At 63.5% G+C, this 22234-nt stretch carries 18 protein-coding genes; 8 read left to right on the forward strand and 10 right to left on the reverse strand.

All coding sequences use genetic code 11. The annotated features are described in order from the left end of the window. Positions 1 to 158: 158 nt before the first annotated feature. Positions 159 to 668, reverse strand: coding sequence for an OsmC family protein (locus tag XH88_RS14570; RefSeq protein WP_271668978.1), 510 nt, complete (start codon positions 666 to 668; stop codon positions 159 to 161). Between the two features lie 244 nt (positions 669 to 912). On the opposite strand from XH88_RS14570, the gene XH88_RS14575 reads away from it, so the two are divergent. Then, the gene (locus XH88_RS14575; RefSeq protein WP_271668979.1) at positions 913 to 3702 is read left to right on the forward strand and encodes a [protein-PII] uridylyltransferase; all 2790 of its coding nucleotides are present in this window, start codon (positions 913 to 915) and stop codon (positions 3700 to 3702) included. A 116-nt stretch (positions 3703 to 3818) separates the two neighbouring features. Here XH88_RS14575 and XH88_RS14580 read toward each other — a convergent pair whose 3' ends face one another. Next, positions 3819 to 4349: a methylated-DNA--[protein]-cysteine S-methyltransferase gene (locus tag XH88_RS14580; protein WP_271668980.1), complete on the reverse strand. Its 531-nt coding sequence runs from the start codon at positions 4347 to 4349 to the stop codon at positions 3819 to 3821. 48 nt (positions 4350 to 4397) lie between these two features. On the opposite strand from XH88_RS14580, the gene XH88_RS14585 reads away from it, so the two are divergent. Then, a complete protein-coding gene (locus tag XH88_RS14585) occupies positions 4398 to 4805 on the forward strand; it encodes a DUF1304 domain-containing protein (protein WP_271668981.1) in 408 nt (135 codons plus the stop codon). Between the two features lie 146 nt (positions 4806 to 4951). Continuing rightward, on the forward strand, positions 4952 to 6178 hold the full coding sequence (locus XH88_RS14590; protein ID WP_271668982.1) for an ABC transporter substrate-binding protein: 1227 nt from the start codon (positions 4952 to 4954) through the stop codon (positions 6176 to 6178). A gap of 62 nt (positions 6179 to 6240) precedes the next feature. Here XH88_RS14590 and XH88_RS14595 read toward each other — a convergent pair whose 3' ends face one another. Next, positions 6241 to 7353 (reverse strand): helix-turn-helix transcriptional regulator, encoded by a 1113-nt coding sequence (locus tag XH88_RS14595; RefSeq protein WP_271668983.1) that lies wholly within the window; start codon positions 7351 to 7353, stop codon positions 6241 to 6243. Positions 7354 to 7523: 170 nt separating this feature from the next. Beyond that, positions 7524 to 8981, reverse strand: a complete 1458-nt coding sequence (locus tag XH88_RS14600) for a tetratricopeptide repeat protein (protein ID WP_271668984.1) — start codon at positions 8979 to 8981, stop codon at positions 7524 to 7526. 136 nt (positions 8982 to 9117) lie between these two features. Between XH88_RS14600 and XH88_RS14605 the strand changes: the two genes are divergently transcribed. Beyond that, a complete protein-coding gene (locus XH88_RS14605) occupies positions 9118 to 9930 on the forward strand; it encodes a DUF4189 domain-containing protein (protein WP_271668985.1) in 813 nt (270 codons plus the stop codon). Positions 9931 to 10013: 83 nt separating this feature from the next. Then, positions 10014 to 12119: a WD40 repeat domain-containing protein gene (locus XH88_RS14610; RefSeq protein WP_271668986.1), complete on the forward strand. Its 2106-nt coding sequence runs from the start codon at positions 10014 to 10016 to the stop codon at positions 12117 to 12119. Positions 12120 to 12166: 47 nt separating this feature from the next. Here XH88_RS14610 and XH88_RS14615 read toward each other — a convergent pair whose 3' ends face one another. Further along, entirely contained in the window at positions 12167 to 12592 is a 426-nt protein-coding gene (locus XH88_RS14615) for a DUF1330 domain-containing protein (RefSeq protein WP_271668987.1), read from the reverse strand. Between the two features lie 165 nt (positions 12593 to 12757). Here XH88_RS14615 and XH88_RS14620 point away from each other — a divergent pair, with 165 nt between their 5' ends. Next, positions 12758 to 14980: a transglycosylase domain-containing protein gene (locus XH88_RS14620; protein ID WP_271668988.1), complete on the forward strand. Its 2223-nt coding sequence runs from the start codon at positions 12758 to 12760 to the stop codon at positions 14978 to 14980. A 145-nt stretch (positions 14981 to 15125) separates the two neighbouring features. Here XH88_RS14620 and XH88_RS14625 read toward each other — a convergent pair whose 3' ends face one another. The 4 genes from XH88_RS14625 to XH88_RS14640 all read right to left on the reverse strand — a co-directional run bounded on the left by XH88_RS14625 (position 15126) and on the right by XH88_RS14640 (position 19365). After that, positions 15126 to 15965 (reverse strand): M48 family metallopeptidase, encoded by an 840-nt coding sequence (locus XH88_RS14625; protein ID WP_271668989.1) that lies wholly within the window; start codon positions 15963 to 15965, stop codon positions 15126 to 15128. Positions 15966 to 16183: 218 nt separating this feature from the next. Beyond that, on the reverse strand, positions 16184 to 17512 hold the full coding sequence (locus XH88_RS14630; protein ID WP_271668990.1) for a polyhydroxyalkanoate depolymerase: 1329 nt from the start codon (positions 17510 to 17512) through the stop codon (positions 16184 to 16186). A 121-nt stretch (positions 17513 to 17633) separates the two neighbouring features. Further along, entirely contained in the window at positions 17634 to 18452 is an 819-nt protein-coding gene (locus XH88_RS14635) for an ABC transporter permease (protein WP_271668991.1), read from the reverse strand. Between the two features lie 109 nt (positions 18453 to 18561). Continuing rightward, a complete protein-coding gene (locus tag XH88_RS14640) occupies positions 18562 to 19365 on the reverse strand; it encodes an ABC transporter ATP-binding protein (protein ID WP_271668992.1) in 804 nt (267 codons plus the stop codon). Positions 19366 to 19505: 140 nt separating this feature from the next. Between XH88_RS14640 and XH88_RS14645 the strand changes: the two genes are divergently transcribed. Together XH88_RS14645 and XH88_RS14650 are read left to right on the forward strand one after the other, a co-directional pair. Further along, positions 19506 to 20816: an ActS/PrrB/RegB family redox-sensitive histidine kinase gene (locus tag XH88_RS14645; protein ID WP_271668993.1), complete on the forward strand. Its 1311-nt coding sequence runs from the start codon at positions 19506 to 19508 to the stop codon at positions 20814 to 20816. Positions 20817 to 20918: 102 nt separating this feature from the next. Beyond that, a complete protein-coding gene (locus XH88_RS14650; RefSeq protein ID WP_271668994.1) occupies positions 20919 to 21473 on the forward strand; it encodes an ActR/PrrA/RegA family redox response regulator transcription factor in 555 nt (184 codons plus the stop codon). A gap of 146 nt (positions 21474 to 21619) precedes the next feature. Here XH88_RS14650 and XH88_RS14655 read toward each other — a convergent pair whose 3' ends face one another. Further along, entirely contained in the window at positions 21620 to 22108 is a 489-nt protein-coding gene (locus tag XH88_RS14655) for an MmcB family DNA repair protein (protein ID WP_271668995.1), read from the reverse strand. Positions 22109 to 22234 lie beyond the last annotated feature (126 nt).

A 22234-nucleotide genomic window follows, 5' to 3' on the forward strand; every position in this document is an offset into this window, starting at 1 on the left:
CAGGCGAACGAAGTGAGCGCCGATCCAGGACCCATAGCCACAGGCTTCGCCGTGTTAAGCGGTCGTAGTTGCCGGTAGAGTAAGACAATCGGCCGTGGGGGGTAACAGGTCCTGGCATTCGCCAGGACGACACCGATTATCAGGCTTCGGTCTTCGTCTCACATCCGTTGCATCGACACCGAAACCTTCGGGCCGTTCTTGATGGTCTGATAGACCACGCAATAGCGCTCGGTGAGCTTGAGCAGGAGATCGAGCTTGTCCTGCGGTGCATCGGTATCGACCTCGAAGCGCAGGCGGATCTCGGCGAAGCCGACCGGGGTTTCCTTGTCGATGCCGAGTGTGCCGCGGAAATCGAGATCGCCTTCGGCGTAGATATTACCGGTCTTCAACGGCACCTCGATCGCGGTCGCGACCGATTTCAGCGTGACGCCGGCGCAGGCGACCAGCGCCTCGAGCAGCATGTCGCCGGAGCAAAGTTCGAGACCGGAGCCGCCGGTCCCGGGATGCAGCCCGGCCATCGCGATGGCCCGGCCGGTCTCGACCTTGCAGGCGATGCCTTCGCTGTCGGTCGAGCCCTTCGCCTTCAGCGTGATCATCGCGGTCTTGGGATCGGTCTTGTAGCGCTCCTTGATCGGGGCCTGCATCTGGCGCAGCTCTGCGGCGTCCATCTTGTTCTCTCCCTGACGTACCGGCGAGCGGTATAGAAGGCGATCGGTCTCGTGTCAGCCCATGATTGGTGGAAGCTGTCATGAGCAGCTGGGAGCGCAACAGAAAAAGCCAAACATATTCATTATGTTACCTCGGAGGCCGGGATCAACATGGGGGCCGGCCGGCCTCCATGGCCGAACTTGCCCGTGGTCCGTCCACGAATGTCTCGTGACAGCGCCCGTCACCTCTTATATCCGGTGAGACATGGACAGCGTTGCGACTGAGCACAAACCAGAGGTGGACGATCGCTTCGACACCCCGCGAATCACCGCCGCGATCGATGCGCTCGCCGAGAAGCATCACGGCCGCGAGGACGCATTCCGTACGGCGACCGCGCAACTGCTCAAGGCCGAGCTGATCGCAGCACGCGCCGCCGCGCAAAAAATTCTCCTGAAAGACCGTCATGGCCGGCGCTGCGCCGAGCGGCTATGCCACGTCCAGGACGAGATCATCCGCATCCTCTATTCGGCCGCGACCCGTCATCTCTATCGCTCCCCGATCCCGAGCGGCGCCGAGCGCATGGCGGTGGTGGCGACCGGCGGCTATGGCCGCGGCCTGATGGCTCCCGAATCCGACATCGATCTCTTGTTCATCCTGCCCTACAAGCAGACCGCCTGGGGCGAGCAGGTCGCCGAGGCCATTCTCTATTGCCTCTGGGACATGGGCCTGAAGGTCGGCCACGCCACCCGCTCGGTCGACGAATCGATCCGGCAGGCGCGCGGCGACATGACCATCCGCACCGCCATCCTGGAGACGCGCTTCCTCACCGGCGACAAGCCGCTCTATGACGAGCTGGTCGAACGCTTCGACAGAGAGGTGGTGCAGGGCACCGCCTCCGAGTTCGTCACGGCAAAGCTCGCCGAGCGCGAAGAACGCCATCGCCGCGGCGGCCAGTCACGCTATCTGGTCGAGCCCAACGTCAAGGACGGCAAGGGCGCGCTGCGCGACCTGCACACGCTGTTCTGGATCGCCAAATACGTCTATCGCGTCCGCGACACCGACGAACTGGTCGAGCGCGGCGTGTTCGACGCGCAGGAGTATCGCAGCTTCCGCCGCTGTGCCGATTTCCTCTGGTCTGTGCGCTGCAATCTGCATTTCTACTGCAATCGCGCCGAGGAACGCCTCTCCTTCGACCTCCAGCGCGAAATCGCCGTCAGACTCGGCTACACCTCGCACCCCGGCATGCAGGACGTCGAGCGCTTCATGAAGCACTACTTCCTGGTCGCCAAGGAAGTCGGCAATCTCACCGCCATCCTTTGCGCCAAGCTCGAGGACCAGCAGGCCAAGCCCGCGCCGGTGCTGAGCCGGATGATGGCGCGGCTGCGCCCGACCCAGGCGAAGCGGCGTGTCCCGGAGAGCGACGACTTCATCGTCGACAACAACCGCATCAACGTCGCCGCGCCCGACGTCTTCAAGCACGATCCGGTCAATCTGATCCGCATCTTCCGCCTGGCGCAGAAGAACAACCTCGCCTTCCATCCGGATGCGATGCGCGACGTGACGCGCTCGCTCGGCCTGATCAACGCGCACATGCGCGAGAATCCCGAGGCCAACCGGCTGTTCATGGAGATCCTGACCTCCGACAACGCGGAGATCGTGCTGCGACGGATGAACGAGACCGGCGTGCTTGGCCATTTCATCCGCGCCTTCGGCAAGATCGTTTCGATGATGCAGTTCAACATGTATCATCACTACACCGTCGACGAGCATCTGATCCGCTGCGTCGGCTTCCTCCAGGACATCGAGCGCGGCGGCATCGAGGAGTTCGCGCTGGCCAGCGACCTGATGCGCAAGATCCGGCCCGAGCACCGCGCGGTGATCTACATCACGACGCTGCTGCACGACATCGCCAAGGGACGGCCGGAGGATCACTCGATCGCCGGCGCCAAGGTCGCGCGGCGGCTGTGCCCGCGGCTCGGCTTCAGCGCCGCCGACACCGAGCTCGTGGCCTGGCTGATCGAGGAACATCTGACGATGTCGACGGTCGCGCAGTCGCGCGACCTGTCGGACCGCAAGACCATCGAGAATTTTGCCGCCGTGGTGCAGTCGGTCGAGCAGATGAAGCTACTGACGATCCTCACCACTGCGGACATCCGCGGCGTCGGTCCGGGCGTGTGGAATGGCTGGAAGGCGCAGCTCCTGCGCTCGCTCTATTATGAGACCGAGCCGGTGCTGACCGGCGGCTTTTCGGAGGTCGATCGCGGCAAGCGTCTCATCGCCGCGCACGCCGAATTCCGCACCGCCTTCGCCGAATGGCCAGACGACGAGCTCGATGCCTATATCGGCCGGCACTATCCGGCCTACTGGCTCAAGGTCGAGCTGCCGCGAAAGATCCGCCACGCCCGCTTCGTGCGATCGAGCGAGCAGGCCGGCCACAAGCTCGCGATCAATGTCGGCTTCGACGAGGTGCGCGGCGTCACCGAGCTGACGATCTTCGCCGCCGACCATCCCTGGCTGCTGTCGATCATCGCCGGTGCCTGCGCTTCGGCGGGTGCCAACATCGTCGACGCCCAGATCTACACCACGACCGACGGACGCGCGCTCGACACCATCTCGATCTCGAGGGAATACGACCGCGACGAGGACGAGGGCCGGCGCGCCACCCGCATCGGCGAGATGATCGAGGACGTGCTGGAAGGCAAGCTGCGCCTGCCCGAAGTGGTGGCGCGGCGCACGGTGCGCAGCAAGGCGAAGCCCTTCGTGATCGAGCCGGAGGTGACCATCAACAACCAGTGGTCCGACCGCTACACCGTGATCGAGGTCTCCGGCCTCGACCGCCCAGGCCTGCTCTACGAGCTGACCACCGCCATCTCGAAGCTCAATCTCAACATCGCCTCGGCCCATGTCGCGACCTTCGGCGAGCGCGCGCGCGATGTGTTCTACGTCACCGATTTGCTGGGCGCGCAGATCAACGCGCCGACCCGCCAGGCCGCGATCAAGAGCGCGCTGACGCACGTCATGGCCGGCGACAAGGCGGTCCAGCCGGCGGCGTGATTCTCTTTCGTCATTCCGGGGCGTCGAGCCCGGAATCTATTCGTCGGCACCGTCGCTGCGGCCCGACGGATTCCGGGCTCGCGCTTCGCGCGCCCCGGAATGACAGTGGATAGAGACTAAACCTCCACGCCCTCATGCCGCAGCAGCCACCGCTTGCGCTCCAGGCCGCCGCCATATTTCACCATCGAGCCGTCGGCGCCGATCAGGCGGTGACACGGTAACACCACGCTGATCGGATTTGAGCCGTTGGCATGGCCGACCGCACGGATGGCTTTTGGCATGTCGATCTTTGCCGCGAGCGCGCCGTAGCTCATCGTGGTGCCCGCCGGAATCTTCGCCAACGCCGTCCAGACCTTTTGCTGGAACGGCGTGCCGGCGATCCGCCATTCGATGCGTGTGAGCTGGTCGAGATCACCTTCAAAATAGGCCGACAGCGCGGTCTTCATCGCGATCGGCGCGGACCGATCGACCAGATTCACAGCACCATGATGCAGGCGCAACAGCTCGCGCATGCGGGGCTCGTAGTCGTCCCAATCGAGCGCGCGCAGCGCACCGTCGGCATCGGTGACGAGCAGCGCGATCCCGATCGGCGTGGCCAACCGGTCGAGGCCGAAGCGTTCAGGCGTCCTGGTTGATCGGGCGGGCATTGCGGCACCATCACGTCGAAACACGCCATCGCACTTGCCATGCAGGCCATGCTAACGTCCACCCGAAAGCTGACGCTTTTGGGGGAGCTCAACTTGATTCTCATCGCCAATATCCTGGTGGCGCTGGTCGCCGCGCTGCACACCTATTTACTGATCCTGGAGATGTTTCTCTGGAACAAGCCCTTGGGCTTGAAGACATTCCGCAATTCGCCCGAGAAGGCCGAGATCACGAAGGTGCTGGCCGCCAATCAAGGCCTCTACAACGGCTTCCTCGCCGCCGGCCTGACCTGGGGCCTGATGCATGGCAATCCGGCCCTCGCGTTTCAGATCAAGGTGTTCTTCCTGCTCTGCGTGATCGTGGCCGGCGTCTATGGTGCGGCGACCGTCAGCACGCGCATCCTGATCGTGCAGGCGCTGCCGGCCGCGATCGCACTGGTCGCCTTGTTCCTGGCCTGAGACCTTGGTCTGAAACGCTACGGCGCAGTGCGCGATCCTTGCGCGGCGGCGAACGTTCCTCCACAATCTTCGACAGCGATGGCGACCGTTGCAATCAACGGAAAAAGACCATCGGCCGAAAATTCCGTCAGGAGGAACTACCCAATATGACCAGTCGCAGAGCCTTCCTAGCTGCCACCACGGCGCTCGCCGTCACCTTCTCCGCCAGCCAGGCCTTCGCTCAGAAGAAATACGACACCGGTGCGAGCGACACCGAGATCAAGATCGGCCAGACCGTGCCGTTCTCCGGCCCGTATTCGGTCTACGCCAATATCGGCAAGACCCAGGCCGCCTATTTCAAGATGATCAACGACCAGGGCGGCATCAACGGCCGCAAGATCAATCTGATCCAGTACGACGACGCCTATTCGCCGCCGAAGACGGTCGAGCAGGTGCGCAAGCTCGTCGAGGGCGATGAGGTCCTCTTCACCTTCCAGCTGATCGGCACTGCCGCGAACGCCGCCGTGCAAAAATATCTCAACAGCAAGAAGGTGCCGCAACTGCTCGCTTCGACCGGCGCCGAGCGCTTCAACGATCCGAAGAACTATCCCTGGACCATCGCCTACAATCCCAACTACGTGTCCGAGGGACGCATCTACGCGAAGTACATTCTCAAGGAGCATCCGAACGCCAAGATCGGCGTGCTCTACCAGAACGACGACATGGGTCGCGACTATCTCGCGGGCCTGAAGAGCGGCCTCGGCGACAAGGCCGCCAGCATGATCGTCGGCGAGGTGTCCTACGAGGTCACCGATCCGACGGTGGATTCACAGGTGGTCAAGCTGAAGTCGATGGGTGTCGACGTGTTCTTTGATGCATCGACACCGAAATTCGCGGCACAGGCAATCAAGAAGCTCGCCGACCTCGGCTGGACGCCGGTGCACATCCTCGACATCAATGCGAGCCCGATCTCGGCCACGCTGAAGCCGGCCGGCCTCGACATCTCCAAGGGCATCATCTCGACCCAGTACGGCAAGGAGCCGGGCGACCCACAGTGGAAGGACGACCCCGGCGTGAAGGCGTTCTTCGCGTTCATGGACAAATACTTCCCTGAAGGCGACAAGCTCAACACCGTCAACACCTACGCCTATTCGGTGGCGGAGTTGCTGGTTCAGGTGCTGAAACAGTGCAGCGACGACCTGACACGCGAAAACGTCATGAAGCAGGCCGCCAGCATCAAGGACTTCACTCCCAGCCTCGCGCTCCCCGGCATCAAGATCAACACGGGCGCCGACGACTACCGCGTCAACAAGCAGATGCAGATGATGAAGTTCAACGGCGAACGCTGGGAACTGTTCGGCCCGATCATCGAGGGCTCAGGCCCGGCGGGCTAGGCCCGAGCCAGCCGTCTCGACATCGCCGAAGCGAGACGGCGGATCGGGACCACGTCAGCCGATCATCGCGGCTGACGTGGTAGTCCGGCGTTGCTCAACAGCGCGACCAGATCAACTTGGCGTGTCAGGCCTGTCTTGGCGAACACGTTCTTCAATTGCGTGCGCACGGTTTCGCGCGACAATCCAGAGCGATCCGCAATCTGATCGATCGTCGCTCCACCGGAAAGCTCGCGGGCGACGCGGGCTTCCGCGGGCGTCAGGTCGAAAAGTCCTGCGATCAGCTCGGCGGTCGGCACGGCGCCCCGATCAACCGGCGTGAGAATCACGAGCGCGGATGCTTGCGAGAAAAGGTCCTGTGCAGCACGGCGCACCGGGAGCAGGTGAACGATCATCGGCACCTTGTCGTCGCGCGCTGGAATCGGAATCGAACAAACTTGCTGCGGACCGGGGCGGACGACCGCGCGCGCGAGTAGATCAATTCCATCGGCAAACAGACGGTCGATGATCGGATCGCTAAACGTCAGCCGCGCCGGCCGATCGTAACAGAGCTCCGGTATCAGGGCTTCGAAGAGCGGATTGGCAGCGTAGAGGCGGCCGGGCCCGCGCAATACGGCACCTGGCAAGCCGACTTCGGCGAGCGCCTCCGTCATGGCTCGCGCCTTCTCCAGGCCCAGGCGCGCGGCAAGGAGCGAGGCACGTCCAAGGTGAGGCCGGAGTTGGTCGAAGAAGTCGATCACCTTCCGTTCGATCGGGCCTTTCGCGTAGGCCTTCTCAAAGGAGAAAATGATGGAGTCGCCGCTCGGCACATTGAACATGGTGCCGGTGGCCCACCCGAGGCCACGCCTGCGGTAGAAGTCATAAACCGGATCGGTGTCGATCTCCTCCTGGGAGAAGTAGTCATGGTCAGAGATGAAACCGACCGGCGGAACCGCCCCCATTCGTTGTGGGCGCGGATTGATCGCAGCCCAGCCATCCCGAATGAATTCGATCATCGTCGGGTAAATGTCGGGCGATGCCGCCCATCGCATGCGGTCGAGATTGGCGGTGAACAACAGCCCGCCGGCCCCGTCCGCGAGGCCGGAGAGGCGACCGAGAAGCGTCGGCCACAGCTCGGGCACGACGGCGGCCTCATAAATCAGATCTATCAGGAGCTGAAATTCGTCAGCGGGGACCATGCGTTGGCTGGCGTCCAAGGAAGAGCGTTACCAGCAGAGGATTTAGTGTGATTCTCGTATCGGTTCCATCACCAATCTGAATTGGCGACGAGGGGGGCCGTTGGCTGATCGTCTGCGGCCAGACTGGCCCGTCCACCGGAAGTTACCATTTCAGCACTTTGGGAGACTGATCAACGCACATGGACATCGGCGAGCATGCGCTGGACCAAAATGCGCGAAACGTCTCGAACGCCCTCGATGTCGCATTTCGAAGTCCGCGTGAATGAAAATGAATTTCCTGCCTGCCTGAAATTGAACAAGGCCCGGCGGCCGTCGGACGTAAAGGCGATCGTCAGGGACGAATTCTCGCCGCTGGCCGGGGAGACATTCTTCATGGTGTAGACCGTCACATTGCCCAGCGACTGAAGGCTAACCCGCTTCGAGTCCGCCACGCCGAATTGGTCGACCGAATGACGTCCCAGATTCGACACGTAGATGAAGCGCTCGTCCGACCAGAGAACGAAATACTGGACCAGCGTCAGGAGCGCATTTTGGGCAGCCAACGCTCGTTCGGACGACATCGCCTTGGGGCCGACTTCGGCGCCTGCGGACACGGGGCAGGTGTCCGCCGCGAAATAGGCGCCCATGAAGCCGGCTAGCGGCCCTCGGGATCTGGCGGCCTTGTCGAGACGGTCGGGCACGAGCTTCGCCTCATCGCTCCAAGCTTGCATCTCGTTCCGGGATGCCTCATCGAGCAGATCCTCGCCAAGAACATAGCGCGGCTTCTTGTCGGCGTAGTCGACCACGAACCAGCGCTCCTCGCCCTTGTAACTGTTGCGGGTGCGGCCCGTCACCGTGACTTTGGTGCCCTGGGACAGGGTCGATTCCGTCGGCGCATCACGCCGTGGCTCGGTTTGTACGGGCACGTTGGACCGGACCGCATAGTAGGTCGACTTGGATGTCTGGATCGGCTCGATGCTGAAATTATCGGCACGGATCGCGAGCTGGTCCGCGACCGCCTTCCTGGCCTGGAATTCGCGAGCATCCGCTTCGGCCTTCGCCGTGTCTCCCTTCCTGTCCCAGAACCTGCTCCGCAATTCATAAGGATCGGCGGCAGACGGATCGAGCTGGACCAGCGAGTTCAAATCAGCGAGGGCGCGATCGAAATCGTTCTTGAGCTCGAAGACTTCAGCCCTGTTTCTGAGCGCCCACTTGTTCTTTGGATTGGCATTCAGGACGGTCGTCAAGTCTGCGATCGCCTCGTCATTTCGCTCCAAGGCCTGGTAAATCCGCGCACGCTCGAGATAGAGGTCGAGGTTGCTCGGAGCCAGCTTCATGGCGCGGCCAAGGTCATCGAGCGGCAGCTTCATACGAGCGGCAGTCTGGGCGTCATCCTCGTCGCCCATGTTCTTTTCATAGTAGTGCTTTGCACGTTCAAGATAGGCTCTCGCCCGAACGTCCGCCGTTTGAGCGGCGTCTTCTATGAGCCTCGTGCAGATATCGATCGCGGCCGCCGTGTCCCTGGAATACTGACAATGGCGCAGATCGTCCTCGCTGGACGCCGCCGTCGCGCGAGTGAGGCCGGCGAAGAGGGCAAGGGCGGTGGCCATCCACCCCAACGAACGCGCAATCGGCAGGAATCCGGACATCGAAGTCGCCTTGGTTATGAGCCGGCCAACCTACATGCTTGTCCGATGGCTCCATCACCCGGATGGGTGATGCAGCCCGGGAAGTTTCGACCACAATGGCAGCGCGTCGAACAGGGACAGCAATACGAAGCGCGTGATGTGGATCTCAGAACACCGGGCAAGGCCTCCCGGCGCCAAGCTCCCCCGGATTGCGGCTGCGAGGTGCGCGCTGCTTGCCGTGACGGCGGCGGGCGGCTTGCTGGCTTGCAGCGCTCCATTGCAGCCGGCCCGGGCCGGCTCCGAGCCGGAGTTCGCCAGCGTCGCAAAGCTGGAGGAAGCAAGATACGACGAACGGAAACTGAAGCGGCTGATCGACATCTGCGACCGCGGTTTCTGCGCCTCCGACCTCTACGCTGCGATCCAGGCGAGGCTTGCAGCCGTCGTGAAGGAACGGGAGCAGTTTTCCAATGCCCAAACCGAGGCAGACTATCGTGCCTATCTGGCACAGTGCGTTGCGTGCGCCTACCGGGAGCCGGCCGAGAAGCTGTTGCGAAATTCCACGCTCTCGACCGCAGTCCCTGCGCCATCTGCCCCACCTTCCCGTCAGCCTTCGTCCGTCGCGTCGCCGCCGACCGACACGGCGGGGTCGCCTTCCAGCGAAACCTGGAATGCCGTTGCCCATGTGATCTACCGGGTCCGCGGGTCGGTCCGCGTCGCAATCGGATATTCCGGTCCTCAACCCTCGGCGATCGAGGCGCAGCGCGCGGCGAAACGCAGTTGCGAACAGAACTCCGACACTCGCGAATGCGACGTCAGCCAGGCCTCAAACCAAGGTTGCTACTTCATCATCATCGGACGTAAGCGGGGCAACGTCACCTGGGTCTCGGGGGCGAGCAGCGACCAAGTCTACGAAAAGTGCAGCAATCAAGGCTATTCCTGCAGGTCCCCGATTGGCGGATGCGTCGACTGAGGACGGAAGAGCGTTTGGCAAGCGCGATGCCGGCGCGCGAGCGGTCCCGGTCCCCGGTTCGATCGGAGAAGGAAACACCCGAAATGACAGGACGCCGCACGCGGTGGATCGCGATGTGCATGTTCGCGATCATGAGCGCCGTCGCCGCACGGCAACCGGCTTCGGCGCAGACGGCCCAGGTGGAAATCGCTCCACACCTCGGCCATAGCGAGGATATTCGAGGTGCGGTGTTCACGCCGGACGGCAAATATGTGCTCACCGCAAGCTTCGACTCCACCGCGCAAGGATGGAGCCTGACGACCGGCCGCGCCATTCGTGTGTTGCGCGGCCATGTCGGCGCAGTGGTCGCAATTGCAGTGTCGTCGGACGGGGAGCTCGCCGTCACGAGCGGAATCGATCTCACCGTCAGGCTCTGGGATCTGACGAGCGGGCGCGAACTCCGGCGCTTGGAGGGGCATGCCGCACCCGTCGCCTCTCTCGCCTTCTCTCCGGACGGCAAGACGATCCTGACCGGCAGCGTGGACCAGACGGCGCGGCTCTGGGACGTCGGGACAGGCCGGGAGGTTCGCCAGATGCAGGGGCGGAGCGCGATTTTCGCCGTGGCGTGGTCGCCGGACGGCCTGAACTTCCTGACGGCGAGCGCCGACGGTGCGGTTCGCCTGTGGGAGACAGGATCGGGACGGGAATTGAAGCAATTCAAGGGTCACAGCGACAGCGTGAGAGGCGTGGTCTTCTCGCCCGACGGCAAGACCATCTTGACCGGAAGCGACGACCGCACGGCGCGGCTCTGGGACGTCGCCTCGGCGCAGGAGCTGCGACAGTTGAAGGGACACGACGGCTATGTCGTCTCGGTGGCGTTCTCACCGGACGGCAAGACCGTGCTGACGGGCGGATCGGATTCCGACAAGACCGCGCGGGTCTGGGACGTGGCCACCGGAAATCAGCTCCTGCTGCTCGCCGGTCATCGAGACAATGTGTGGGCGGTCGCCTATTCTCCGGATGGCAAGTCGGCTCTGACGGCAAGCGGCGACGCGATCGCGCGGATATGGGATCTTGCCTCGGGCAAGGTAGTGCAGCGGCTGTCCAGCCGTTCGACTGTCGTGTCGTCCATCGCAATCGCGCCCGATGGAAGCACGGTTCTCACGGCGAATTACGACCATCTGGCCCGGCTTTGGGATCTCAATTCAGGTATCCAGCTGCGGCAGTTTCGCGGGCACGAAAACCAACTGACCTCCGCGGTGTTCGCGCCGGACGGGAAGACGGCCGTGACCGCCAGCTATGACAAGATGCTGAGGCAGTGGGACGTCGCCTCGGGGCAAGAGCTGCATGCATGGAAGAGTCCATCGGGGACTGATTCTGATCATGCGCTGGCCATGTTGCCGGACGGACAAGCCGCCGCGATCGCGAGCAGCGACGACACGATTCACATGCTCAGTCTCGCCTCCGGCCAGGAGGTACGCCAATTCAAGGGACACGAGAGCATGGTGCAGGCCGTTGCGATCTCTTCGGACGGCGGGACCATGCTGACGGGAGGTTATGACCACCAGGCGCTACTTTGGGAGGTTGCGTCCGGACGTAGGCTGCGTGCGCTCACCGGCCACATGCGCAGCGTGACGTCCGTCGCCTTCTCTCCGGACGGCGCCCGGGCCTTGACGGGAAGCGAGGATCGAACGGCGCGCGCGTGGGACGTCAAGAGCGGTCACGAGCTGCGGCTGTTGAGGGGACATCTCGACCGCGTGCTTGCCGTCGCATTCTCGCCCGACGGAAAGAAGGCGCTGACCGGCAGCGCCGACAGCACGTTGCGGATGTGGGACCTATCGACCGGCCAGCAATTGCAGCAATACGTCGGTCACATCGGTTCAGTGACATCGGTGGCGTTTTCGCCGGACGGCAGACGCGTCATCAGCGGAGGGCGCGACGGGACTGTCCGGGTCTGGGACGCGGCTTCCGGCCAGCAATATGCAACCTTGATTGCCTTCTTCGAAGGGGAATGGGCGGTCTTGACGCCTGAGGGTTTCTTCGAGGTTTCATCACGCAAGGCTGCTCAATATCTCACGGTCATTCGCGGGGGTGCTTTGAGCAAGCTCTACAGCACGCTCAATCGCCCGGACCTCGTGCGCGAAAAGCTCGCGGGAGATCCCAACGGCCTCGTCAGGGCGGCGGCGGGGGAAGTCGGACTCGCGAAATAGACCGGCCGCGCCGGCTGGAGATGCTTCGCCTCACTCCTTGGAACCGTCTATTTCGGCACCTCCCCGAAATTCTTGCCCACCGGCAGCACCGCGTGCCGAATCAGCCGCGAATCCTCCACCGCGGCCTGACGATGCTTCACCGCCTCGCGATAGACGGGGTCGCGGATCATCTCGACGAAGGCGGCGACGCTCGGGTATTCGGCGATGAAGCAATGGTCCCAGCGCTCGTCCTGCGGACCGATCAGCATCAGTTCGAACCGGCCCTGCCAGACGATGCGGCCGCCGAGGCGCTCGAACACCGGCCCGCTCTCTCGGCCGTAGGCGGCATAGGCTTCCGCCCCGCTGGCCTTGCGGCCGTCGGGATAGGCCGCCTCCTTCCGCAGGCGCACCAGATTGAGCATGTGGATCGGACCCGGGCGGTCGTTCTCCCGGAATTGCGCGAAGATCTCCTTGGTCGGATCGATGTGGCCCATGCGAGCTCCCTCTGTTTATGGCCACGATCCTAGCGCTGCCGGCCCATGAGCGGAACTGCGGCTTGGGAATGCCGCATCTCCTAATCAGTCGTTAAGCACGGGGTAACCGGGCCTTAAACAGCGACCGGTAGCGTGCGGCGGGCGGGGTGAGCGGGCGTTTTGCGTATGGGATCGGCGAAGAAAAAGGGTGGGCGGAAAGAGCCGCTGTTCGGCTTGCCCGCGGCGCTCGCCGATCTGCGCCTGACGGCGGCAGACCGCATTCCCGGCGGCGGCGAGGACAAGCCGAAAAAAACTTCCAGCAAGCGCAAGAGTGATACGTCCGACGACGAGCCGCCGCGCGAGCGCAAGGCGCCGGCCAAGAGCAGCGGTGCCAAGCGTCGGTCTAAATCATCCATCGGCGCCGGCCTCGGCCGTTTCGTCTATTGGGGCGCGGTGCTGAGTCTGTGGGGCGTCATCGCCGTGATGGGCGTCGTGATCTGGGTCGGCGCCCATCTGCCGCCGATCCAGTCGCTGGAGATTCCCAAACGTCCGCCGACGATCCAGATCGTCGGCATCGACGGCAGCCTGCTGGCGCAGCGCGGCGAGATGGCCGGCGCCAACGTGTCGCTGAAGGATCTGCCGCCTTATCTGCCCAAGGCCTTCATCGCGATCGAGGACCGCCGCTTCTATTCCCATTTCGGCATCGATCCCGTCGGCATTCTGCGCGCCCTCGTCACCAATTTGCTCCATCGCGGCGTGTCGCAGGGCGGCTCGACGCTGACGCAGCAGCTCGCGAAAAATCTGTTCCTGACCCAGGAGCGCACCATGCAGCGCAAGCTGCAGGAGGCGGAACTCGCGATCTGGCTCGAGCGCAAGCACTCCAAGAACGAGATTCTGGAGCTCTATCTCAACCGCGTCTATTTCGGCTCCGGCGCCTATGGCGTCGAAGCTGCTGCGCAAAAGTATTTCGGCAAGTCGGCGAAGAACGTGACGATCGCGGAAGCCGCGATGCTGGCGGGCCTCGTCAAATCGCCCTCACGCCTCGCGCCGAACCGCAACCCGGAAGGCGCGGAAGCGCGCGCACAGGTCGTGCTCGCGGCGATGGCCGACGCCAAATTCATCACCGAGGCGCAGGCCCAGGCCTCGATCGGCCATCCCTCCTTCAATGTGAAGCCGGTCGGCGCCGGCACCATCAACTACGTCGCCGACTGGATCGGCGAAGTGCTGGACGATCTGGTCGGCCAGATCGACGACAGCATCAAGGTCGAGACCACGATCGATCCGAAGCTCCAGGCGGTGGCGGAGGCCGCCATCATCGACGAGCTCGCGGCCAAGAGCGTGAAGTTCAATGTCAGCCAGGGCGCGCTGGTGGCGATGACGCCGGACGGTGCGGTGCGCGCCATGGTCGGCGGCCGGAACTATTCCGAGAGCCAGTTCAACCGCGCCGTGACCGCCAAGCGCCAGCCAGGCTCCTCGTTCAAGCCGTTCGTGTACCTGACCGCCCTCGAGCAAGGGCTCACGCCCGACACCGTTCGCCAGGACGCGCCGATCGAGGTCAAGGGCTGGAAGCCCGAGAACTATACGCATGAATATTTCGGCGCGGTGACGCTGACGCAGGCGCTGGCGATGTCGCTCAACACCGTCGCCATCCGCCTTGGCCTCGAGGTCGGGCCGAAGAACGTGGTGCGCACCGCGCACCGGCTCGGCATCTCCTCCAAGCTCGAGCCCAACGCTTCGATCGCGCTCGGTACCTCGGAAGTCTCGGTGGTCGAGCTGGTCGGCGCCTATGCACCATTCGCCAATGGCGGCTTCGCCGCCGTGCCGCATGTGGTGACGCGGATCAAGACGCTCGACGGCAAGCTGCTCTACATGCGTCAGCCCGACGAGCATAATCAGGTGATCGAGCCGCGCTATGTCGGCATGATGAACACGATGATGCGCGAGACGCTGATATCGGGCACCGCCAAGAAGGCCGAGATCCCCGGCTGGCAGGCGGCCGGAAAGACCGGCACCAGCCAGGATTATCGCGACGCCTGGTTCATCGGCTACACCGCCAACCTCGTCACCGGCGTCTGGCTCGGCAATGACGACAACTCGCCGACCAGGAAGACGACCGGCGGCGGCCTGCCGGTGGAAGTCTGGACCCGCTTCATGCGCGCGGCGCACGAAGGCGTGCCCGTGGCGGCCCTGCCCAATCTGCAAACCAATTGGGGGCCGTCGAATCTCGTGCAGGTCTCATCGCAGGTCTCGCCGCCGACACAGGCGGCGCCTGGATCTGGCTCTGGACCTGCACCGGTCAGCAATGGCGGCTATCGCGCCCCGCCACCGACGCGCGCCAATGTGCGGCCCGAAGCGGCTGCGGGACTTGATGGCTGGCTGATGGACCGGCTGTTCGGCGGGAATCGGTAGGCGCCAGAACAAGAACGCGAAAACAACCCCATGCACAGTAGGCGGTGGGTTGCGGCGTGACACGCGGTGGGTCAGTCGAAAGCCTTGTTATGATAGTACAAAATGCGATCGCCCGCCTTCGCGGGCGATGACAGCATTTGCTGGGCTAATCCTCGACCCCATACCGGTGCAGATCATTCCCATGGGTGTCGAGCCACTTCTTGGCGCGCTCCATGGAGGGACAGATCTTGCCGCAGACCCGCCAGAAGCGGGCCGAGTGGTTCATCTCGACGAGATGAGCGACCTCGTGGGCGGCGAGATAGTCGAGCACGAAGGGCGGCGCGAGGATCAGGCGCCAGGAGAATGACAGCGAGCCGGCCGAGGTGCAGGAGCCCCAGCGGCTGGATTGATCGCGGATCGAGAGCCGCTTCACCTTGACGCCGAGCTCGGCGGCATGGGTCTCGGCGGAACGCTGCAGATCACGGCGCGCCTCACGCTTGAGGAAGTCGCCGACGCGTCGATCGACATACTCGAGCCCACCAGCGACGCAGAGAATGCGTTCACCGGACTCGCGCGTCTCGGTCCAAACCGTCCCGCGCTGCCCGGCGCGATGCACGATGCGATGGGGGACGCCACGCAGCGGTATCACTGTGCCAGGTTGGAACGGCGCAGCCTTCGGCAAGCGACCGAGACGCGCGGCAATCCACGCGCCGTGACGCTGCGCGAAGTCCTTGGCGTCGGCGAGCGTGCCGCGCGGAGGCATGGTGAGAATGGCTTCGCGGTCGCTTGGATGAATTCTGAGAGTGTAGCGGCGCGCACGTCTGTGCCGGCGCAATCGGATGGCAAAAAACTGCGATCCATGGGTGATGACGAGGGTCTTCGGTTCGTGGGGCCGACGATAGAGAAGTGCGCGGGTGGCCATGTCTGTCAGTCCGGGGGGCAGGAGAGCGCCCGGATTCTGCCATAACCGCCGCCATGGAAAGCGCTCGGCGCAAAAACAAATCATTTGCCCAATATACAGCGGTCTGACGTCCGGGAGACCCTACAGACTGGGGTTGGAACCGGGTTTTTTCGCCCTCTCTGGACGCATGCGACACCCCCAAGGGCTGAGGGAAGACTCACTCCTATAAAGCTACCTAAATACCGCGAAGCTGGAGGGAATGAACCCCTGCCGGAGGCTTCGGCCGGGGTCGGATTTTCGACGGGAAAGCCGAAATGCGATCGCTATTCAGCCGCGCGAGCCTGCAACGAGCTCGGATTCGCCGCCGAGACCATGAAGTCATGGATGCGCGGCACGATTTCCGATTTGAAGCGGGATCCGTTGAACACGCCGTAATGTCCGACGCCCTTCTGCACGTAATGAACGCGGCGATGATCGGGAATTGCACTGCATAGCGAGTGCGTGGCTTCGGTCTGACCGAGCCCCGAGATGTCGTCTTTCTCGCCTTCGACAGTCATCAACGCGACGCGCGTCACCTTGGAAGGATCGACGCGTGTTCCGCGATGGGTCATCTCGCCCTTCGGCAGCGAGTGTTTCACGAACACGGTATCGACCGTTTGCAGGTAATATTCGGCCGAGAGGTCCATCACCGCGAGATATTCGTCGTAGAATTCGCGATGCTTGTCGACGAGGTCGCCGTCGCCCTTCACCAGATTGGCGAACAGCTGCTTGTGGGCATCCATGTGCCGGTCGAGATTCATGCTGATGAACCCGTTGAGCTGCAGGAAGCCCGGATAGACGTCGCGCATCATGCCCGGATGCGGGAACGGCACCTTGGTGATGACGTGATTGCGGAACCAGTCGATGCCGCGCTCCTGCGCGAGGTCGTTCACCGCGGTCGGATTGCGGCGCGTGTCGATCGGACCGCCCATCAACGTCATCGAAGTCGGCACGAAGGGATCGCGCCGCGCTTCCATGATCGAGACGGCCGCGACGACGGGCACGGAGGGCTGGCACACCGCCATCACGTGGGTGTTGCCGCCGAGGACGTGTAGCATCTCGATGACGTAATCGATGTAATCGTCGAGGTCGAAGCGGCCCTCGCTCAAGGGCACCATCCGCGCATCGGCCCAATCGGTGATGTAGACCTCATGCGCCGGCAGGAACGCTTCGACCGTGCCACGGAGCAGCGTCGCGTAATGACCGGACATCGGCGCGACGATCAGCACGCGCGGCTGCGGGCTGCGCAAGGGGCGCGCGAACTTGCGATCGAAATAGAGCAGCCGGCAGAACGGCTTTTCCCAGACCGAGCGGACCTCGACGGGGACGCGGATGCCGTTGACCTCGGTATCGTCGAGGCCCCATTCCGGCTTGCCGTAGCGGCGCGTGGTGCGCTCGAACAATTCGCAGGCCGCCGCGACCGACTTGCCGACCTCGGTGCGCGCCCAGGGATTGAGGGGATTCTGAAACAGGAGCTTGGTCGCGTCGGTGACCGCACGTGCCGGATTGAGAGAGGCGTGCGCCATCTCGTACATCCAGTACATCGGCGTGGTCAGAACCGGGCTGCCTTCTGCTGCCAGGGGCGGCGCGCCGCCAAACTCACCAATAGGCATCTCTATAACCCTCTTCGCATCGCAACATACTGCCGAATGCGTAATATTGCGTCAATGCATGGTTCCGTACATCTACGTAGCCAAGACCGACAAATCAGCCTGAATCCACGAGAAAGTGACGTTATTCGCCGCTCGACAGCAGCGAGCCGTGCATTTTGGCGCTGCGCAAAAGGGCAAGGAATGCCCAGAACGAAGCAGCCAGGAGACAAGCGTTGATCGCCAACGCCTCCAGCATCAGATCGGTCCTGAAGCTGTTCTCGATCAGCAGCGCGCGCATTCCCTCGAACACATAGGTCGGCGGCAGCGCCCAGGCGACGTATTGCAGCCAGACCGGCAGCACGCTGACCGGGTAATAGATGCAGGCGAGCGGCATGATCGCGAACATCAACGTCCAGACGATGCTCTCGGCGCCAAGGCCGTTTCGCAACACCAGGCCGGAGACGAAGATGCCGACCGACCAACTGGTGAAGATCAGGTTGCAGAAGAACGCGATCAGCGGCAGGCCGAGGCTGTAGACATTGAAGTGAAAGAAGATCAGCGCAAGCAGCGTCATCGGGATGATTCCGATCGCAAGCCGGATCAGGCTCATGACCGTCAGCGAGAGCAGAAACTCGATCGGCCTCAAGGGGCTCATCATGAGGTTGCCGAGATTGCGCGCCCACATCTCTTCCAGGAATGAGATGGAGAAGCCGAGCTGGCCGCGGAACAGGATGTCCCAGAGGATGACGGCGCCGATCAGCGTGCCGCCGGCACGCGCGAAGAAGCTGGCATTTTGCGCGATGTAATACTGGATGAAGCCCCAGGTGATGACCTGGAGCGCCGGCCAGTACAACAGCTCGAGCAACCGCGGCCAGGACGACAGCAGCAGGTACCAGTAGCGCAGGATCATCGCGCCGATGCGGTGAGCCGAGATGCCACGGTGGAGGGAGAGGTCGGTCATGGCTGTGACCCGTAGCCCGGATGGAGCGAAGCGCAATCCGGGGCCGGTCGAGCCAGGTGCGAGAATCCCGGATTGCGCTTCGCTCCATCCGGGCTACAAACGCAGCATCTCATCTTGCCGCCTCCTCCGCACCATTTGCCCGCCCGCGCGCGACATCCAGAAACACTTCCTCCAGCGTGGTGCGGTTGTAGCGGGCCATGATGGCATCAGGCGTGTCATCGTCCTCGATGCGCCCGCGCTTCATGATGATGACGCGGTCGCACAACCGCTCGACCTCGAGCATGTTGTGCGAGGCCAAGAGGATGGAGGCGTTGTTGTCCTTGCGATAGCGCTCCAGATGCGCCCGCACCCAGTCGGCCGTATCAGGATCGAGCGAGGCAGTCGGCTCGTCCAGCAGGAGCAGCTCGGGCTGGTTGATCAGCGCCTTGGCCAGCGCGACGCGGGTCTTCTGCCCGGCGGAGAGCTTGCCGTTGGCGCGGTCGATGAAGTCGTTGAGATCGAGTTCGTCGGCCAGTTTGGCGATGCGGTCGGCGAGGCCTTTCACGGCGTAGAGCTTGCCGAAAATGGTGAGATTCTGTCGCACCGTGAGCCGCATCGGCATGTCGACATAGGGGCTCTCGAAGTTCATCCGCCCCAGCACCTCGGCGCTCTCGTCCGGCATTTGATGCCCGAGCACGCGGACGCGGCCGGAGGTCGGCAGCACCAGCCCCATGATCATGGCGATGGTGGTGGTCTTGCCGGCGCCGTTGCCGCCCAGGAGCCCGGTGATGCTGCCGCGGGGAAGCGAAAAGGAGATGCCGTCCACCGCACGGGTCTGCTTGTAGACCTTGACCAGGCGATCGACCTCGATGGCCGCGGATGAAATGCCATCCGCGACAGTCGGCCGGCTTGAAGCGTTGTCATTCCCGGTCATGCTAGAGGCGTTCTTCTGCCATTGCGCGGTGGAGCGCAAGACTTGATGTGCAAGACTCGATTTCTATGGCTCGCAATTAGACCGAAGGTGCGGGCCCGCGTGTTTGTGATCGGACACGCGCACCGCTAGATTGGCCTGCCATGACCGAGACCGCGGCTTCCAACTTCCGCCCTTCGCAGCGACACATCCGCCTGGATACGATCCTGCGGCTGCGCTGGCTCGCTGTGCTGGGCCAGTTAGCTGCGATCTTCGTCGTGGCGCAAGGGCTCGAGTTCGACGTCGAGATCGTTCCCTGCGTCAGCATCATCGGCCTGTCGGCTGTGCTCAACCTGGTGCTCCAGACCGCGGTGAACCCGATGCGGCGCCTGGAGCCGATTCAGGCGGCCGGACTGCTGGCGCTGAACATCGTGGAACTGGCCGGGCTGTTGTTCTTTACCGGCGGACTGCAGAATCCGTTCTCTTTCCTGTTCCTGGCGCCGGTCCTGATCTCGGCGACCGCATTGCCGGCACGGCTGACGTTCGGCCTCGGCATCCTGGCCGTGGCCTGCGCCTCGATCCTGTTCTTCGTTCATTTCCCGCTGCCATGGGACGCGGAAGATCCCGTGGTGCTGCCGCCGATCTATCTCGTCGGCGTCTGGCTTTCGATCGTGCTCGCGATCGGCGTCACCAGCCTCTATTCGTTCCAGGTGACCGAGGAGGCGCGCAAGCTTGCCGACGCGCTCGCGGCCACGGAGCTGGTACTGACGCGCGAACAGCATCTGACCCAGCTCGACGGCCTCGCCGCCGCCGCGGCGCACGAGCTCGGCACGCCGCTCGCCACCATCTTCCTGATCGCGCGCGAGCTGGAGAAGACGGTGAAGGACCCGAGCTTCGCCGGCGACATTAAGACCTTGCGCGAACAGACGCAGCGCTGCCGCGACATCTTGGGCAAGATCACCCAGCTCTCCTCGACCGGCGCGCCATTCGACCGCATGAAACTGTCCGAGCTGATCGAGGAGGTGGTGGCGCCACACCGCGATTTCGGCGTCGAGATCAAGGTGCGGATCGCGGTGACCGCCGCAGCCGAGCCCGTCGGATCGCGCAATCCGGCGGTGCTCTACGGTGTCGGCAACATCGTCGAGAATGCCGTCGATTTCGCGCGCACCACCGTGGAAGTGAATGCGTGGTGGAACAACGAAACCATCGAGATCGTGATCTCCGACGACGGCCCCGGCATACCGCCCGACCTCATGAAACGGATCGGCGAGCCCTATCTGTCGCGGCGGCGTTCCCAGGACGCCGGCGGCGGCCTGGGATTAGGCGTGTTCATCGCCCGTACGCTGCTCGAGCGCACCGGCGCCAAGGTCTCGTTCACCAACCGGATCTTCCCGGAACACGGTGCAGTGGTGCAGATCGCGTGGCCGCGCGAACGATTCGAGGCTATCGAGAGCCTGGAGGAAACAATAGGATAGGCGCGACGTTCCGCCGCACGTGAGACCCGATCGACTATTGGCGACCTTGGCACCGCCTGATCGTGACGCCATATGTAGATGCGCAGGAGAGAGGACAAAACCTTGAACGCCATCGCCGAACTGAATGAACAGACCGACCGCTCGCTTCTGATCGTGGAAGACGACAAGCCGTTCCTGGAGCGCCTGTCGCGCGCGATGGAGACACGCGGCTTTGCGGTGACGTCATGTGACACGGTTTCGGACGGCCTTGCGCAAATCGGCAAGTCCGCGCCCGCCTTCGCCGTGGTCGATCTCAGACTCGGCGACGGCAACGGCCTCGACGTCGTCTCCGCGCTGAAGAAGAAGCGCCCCGAAGCCCGCGCCATCGTGCTCACCGGCTATGGCAACATCGCTACCGCCGTCACCGCGGTGAAGATGGGCGCAATCGACTATCTCTCGAAGCCCGCGGACGCCGACGACGTCGTCGCCGCGCTGCTCTCGACCAACGCTGAAAAGTCCGAACTGCCGGCGAATCCGATGTCCGCCGACCGCGTCCGCTGGGAACACATCCAGCGCATCTACGAGATGTGCAACCGCAACGTCTCGGAAACCGCGCGAAGGCTCAACATGCACCGCCGCACGCTGCAGCGGATCCTGGCCAAGCGCGCGCCGCGGTAATTCCCTCTCGTGCCCCGGACGCTGCGCAGCACGAAGTGATGCGCTGCAGATCCGGGGCCCATCTATCAGCAAACCGTGCGGCCTTGTGGGTCCCGGTTCTGCGCAGCAGCGTTTTCACGCTGCAGCGCGTCCGGGACACGAAACAATCACTCCCAGAAATCCGCGTGCCCTTGCGGATCGACCAGGCGGTTGATCCGCAAGGCCGCCGCCATGCCGAACCACACCGTTATCTGCTTGCGCGTGGCGGCTGCCAGCTTGTGCTCGGGCGCTTCGCAATGCATGTGCGCGCCATAGGCGTCGGCGATGATCAGGCCGGTACCTTCAGGAAAGATCTCGCACGGCAGATCCTGCGTGAAGGCGAAGAACAGCCGGTCGCAGTGGGCGCGGTATTCGTGCCATTTCTGGTCGGCGCGCAGATCTTCCACCGATGATTTGATCTCGACGATCCAGATTTCGCCGCGCTCGTTCAACGCCACGAGATCGGCGCGCCGGCCTGACGGCAGCGGCAATTCGCTGATGCAGGAGAAACCGAGCGAACGTAACAGCCGCGCCGTGCCGCGCGCGACCGCGAGCGCCGTTTCCGATTGGCGGCGGTCGGGGGGCGGAACGAGGGTAATGCGGGCGTGGTTATCCATGGGTGGAGATTAGCCGATTCCACCCCCGCTGTCGTCCCGGCGAAGGCCAGGACCCAGGACGACGGCGGAATGCGGAACCTCCCCTTCCCCAATCACTTATCACGCAGCCGCCGCTACCCTCGGCGG

This window comes from Bradyrhizobium sp. CCBAU 51627 (assembly GCF_028128765.1).
Taxonomy (GTDB): domain Bacteria; phylum Pseudomonadota; class Alphaproteobacteria; order Rhizobiales; family Xanthobacteraceae; genus Bradyrhizobium.

Bases quoted from the DNA above. Each gene is read 5' to 3' on its own strand.
- XH88_RS14645 (WP_271668993.1), top strand. From the start codon at position 19,506: ATGACCGAGACCGCGGCTTCCAACTTCCGCCCTTCGCAGCGACACATC.
- XH88_RS14580 (WP_271668980.1), bottom strand. From the start codon at position 4,349: ATGCCCGCCCGATCAACCAGGACGCCTGAACGCTTCGGCCTCGACCGG.
- XH88_RS14630 (WP_271668990.1), bottom strand. From the start codon at position 17,512: ATGCCTATTGGTGAGTTTGGCGGCGCGCCGCCCCTGGCAGCAGAAGGC.
- XH88_RS14570 (WP_271668978.1), bottom strand. From the start codon at position 668: ATGGACGCCGCAGAGCTGCGCCAGATGCAGGCCCCGATCAAGGAGCGC.
- XH88_RS14590 (WP_271668982.1), top strand. From the start codon at position 4,952: ATGACCAGTCGCAGAGCCTTCCTAGCTGCCACCACGGCGCTCGCCGTC.
- XH88_RS14595 (WP_271668983.1), bottom strand. From the start codon at position 7,353: ATGGTCCCCGCTGACGAATTTCAGCTCCTGATAGATCTGATTTATGAG.
- XH88_RS14655 (WP_271668995.1), bottom strand. From the start codon at position 22,108: ATGGATAACCACGCCCGCATTACCCTCGTTCCGCCCCCCGACCGCCGC.
- XH88_RS14640 (WP_271668992.1), bottom strand. From the start codon at position 19,365: ATGACCGGGAATGACAACGCTTCAAGCCGGCCGACTGTCGCGGATGGC.
- XH88_RS14625 (WP_271668989.1), bottom strand. From the start codon at position 15,965: ATGATTTGTTTTTGCGCCGAGCGCTTTCCATGGCGGCGGTTATGGCAG.
- XH88_RS14635 (WP_271668991.1), bottom strand. From the start codon at position 18,452: ATGACCGACCTCTCCCTCCACCGTGGCATCTCGGCTCACCGCATCGGC.
- XH88_RS14605 (WP_271668985.1), top strand. From the start codon at position 9,118: ATGTGGATCTCAGAACACCGGGCAAGGCCTCCCGGCGCCAAGCTCCCC.
- XH88_RS14575 (WP_271668979.1), top strand. From the start codon at position 913: ATGGACAGCGTTGCGACTGAGCACAAACCAGAGGTGGACGATCGCTTC.
- XH88_RS14600 (WP_271668984.1), bottom strand. From the start codon at position 8,981: ATGTCCGGATTCCTGCCGATTGCGCGTTCGTTGGGGTGGATGGCCACC.
- XH88_RS14610 (WP_271668986.1), top strand. From the start codon at position 10,014: ATGACAGGACGCCGCACGCGGTGGATCGCGATGTGCATGTTCGCGATC.
- XH88_RS14620 (WP_271668988.1), top strand. From the start codon at position 12,758: ATGGGATCGGCGAAGAAAAAGGGTGGGCGGAAAGAGCCGCTGTTCGGC.
- XH88_RS14615 (WP_271668987.1), bottom strand. From the start codon at position 12,592: ATGGGCCACATCGATCCGACCAAGGAGATCTTCGCGCAATTCCGGGAG.
- XH88_RS14585 (WP_271668981.1), top strand. From the start codon at position 4,398: ATGCTAACGTCCACCCGAAAGCTGACGCTTTTGGGGGAGCTCAACTTG.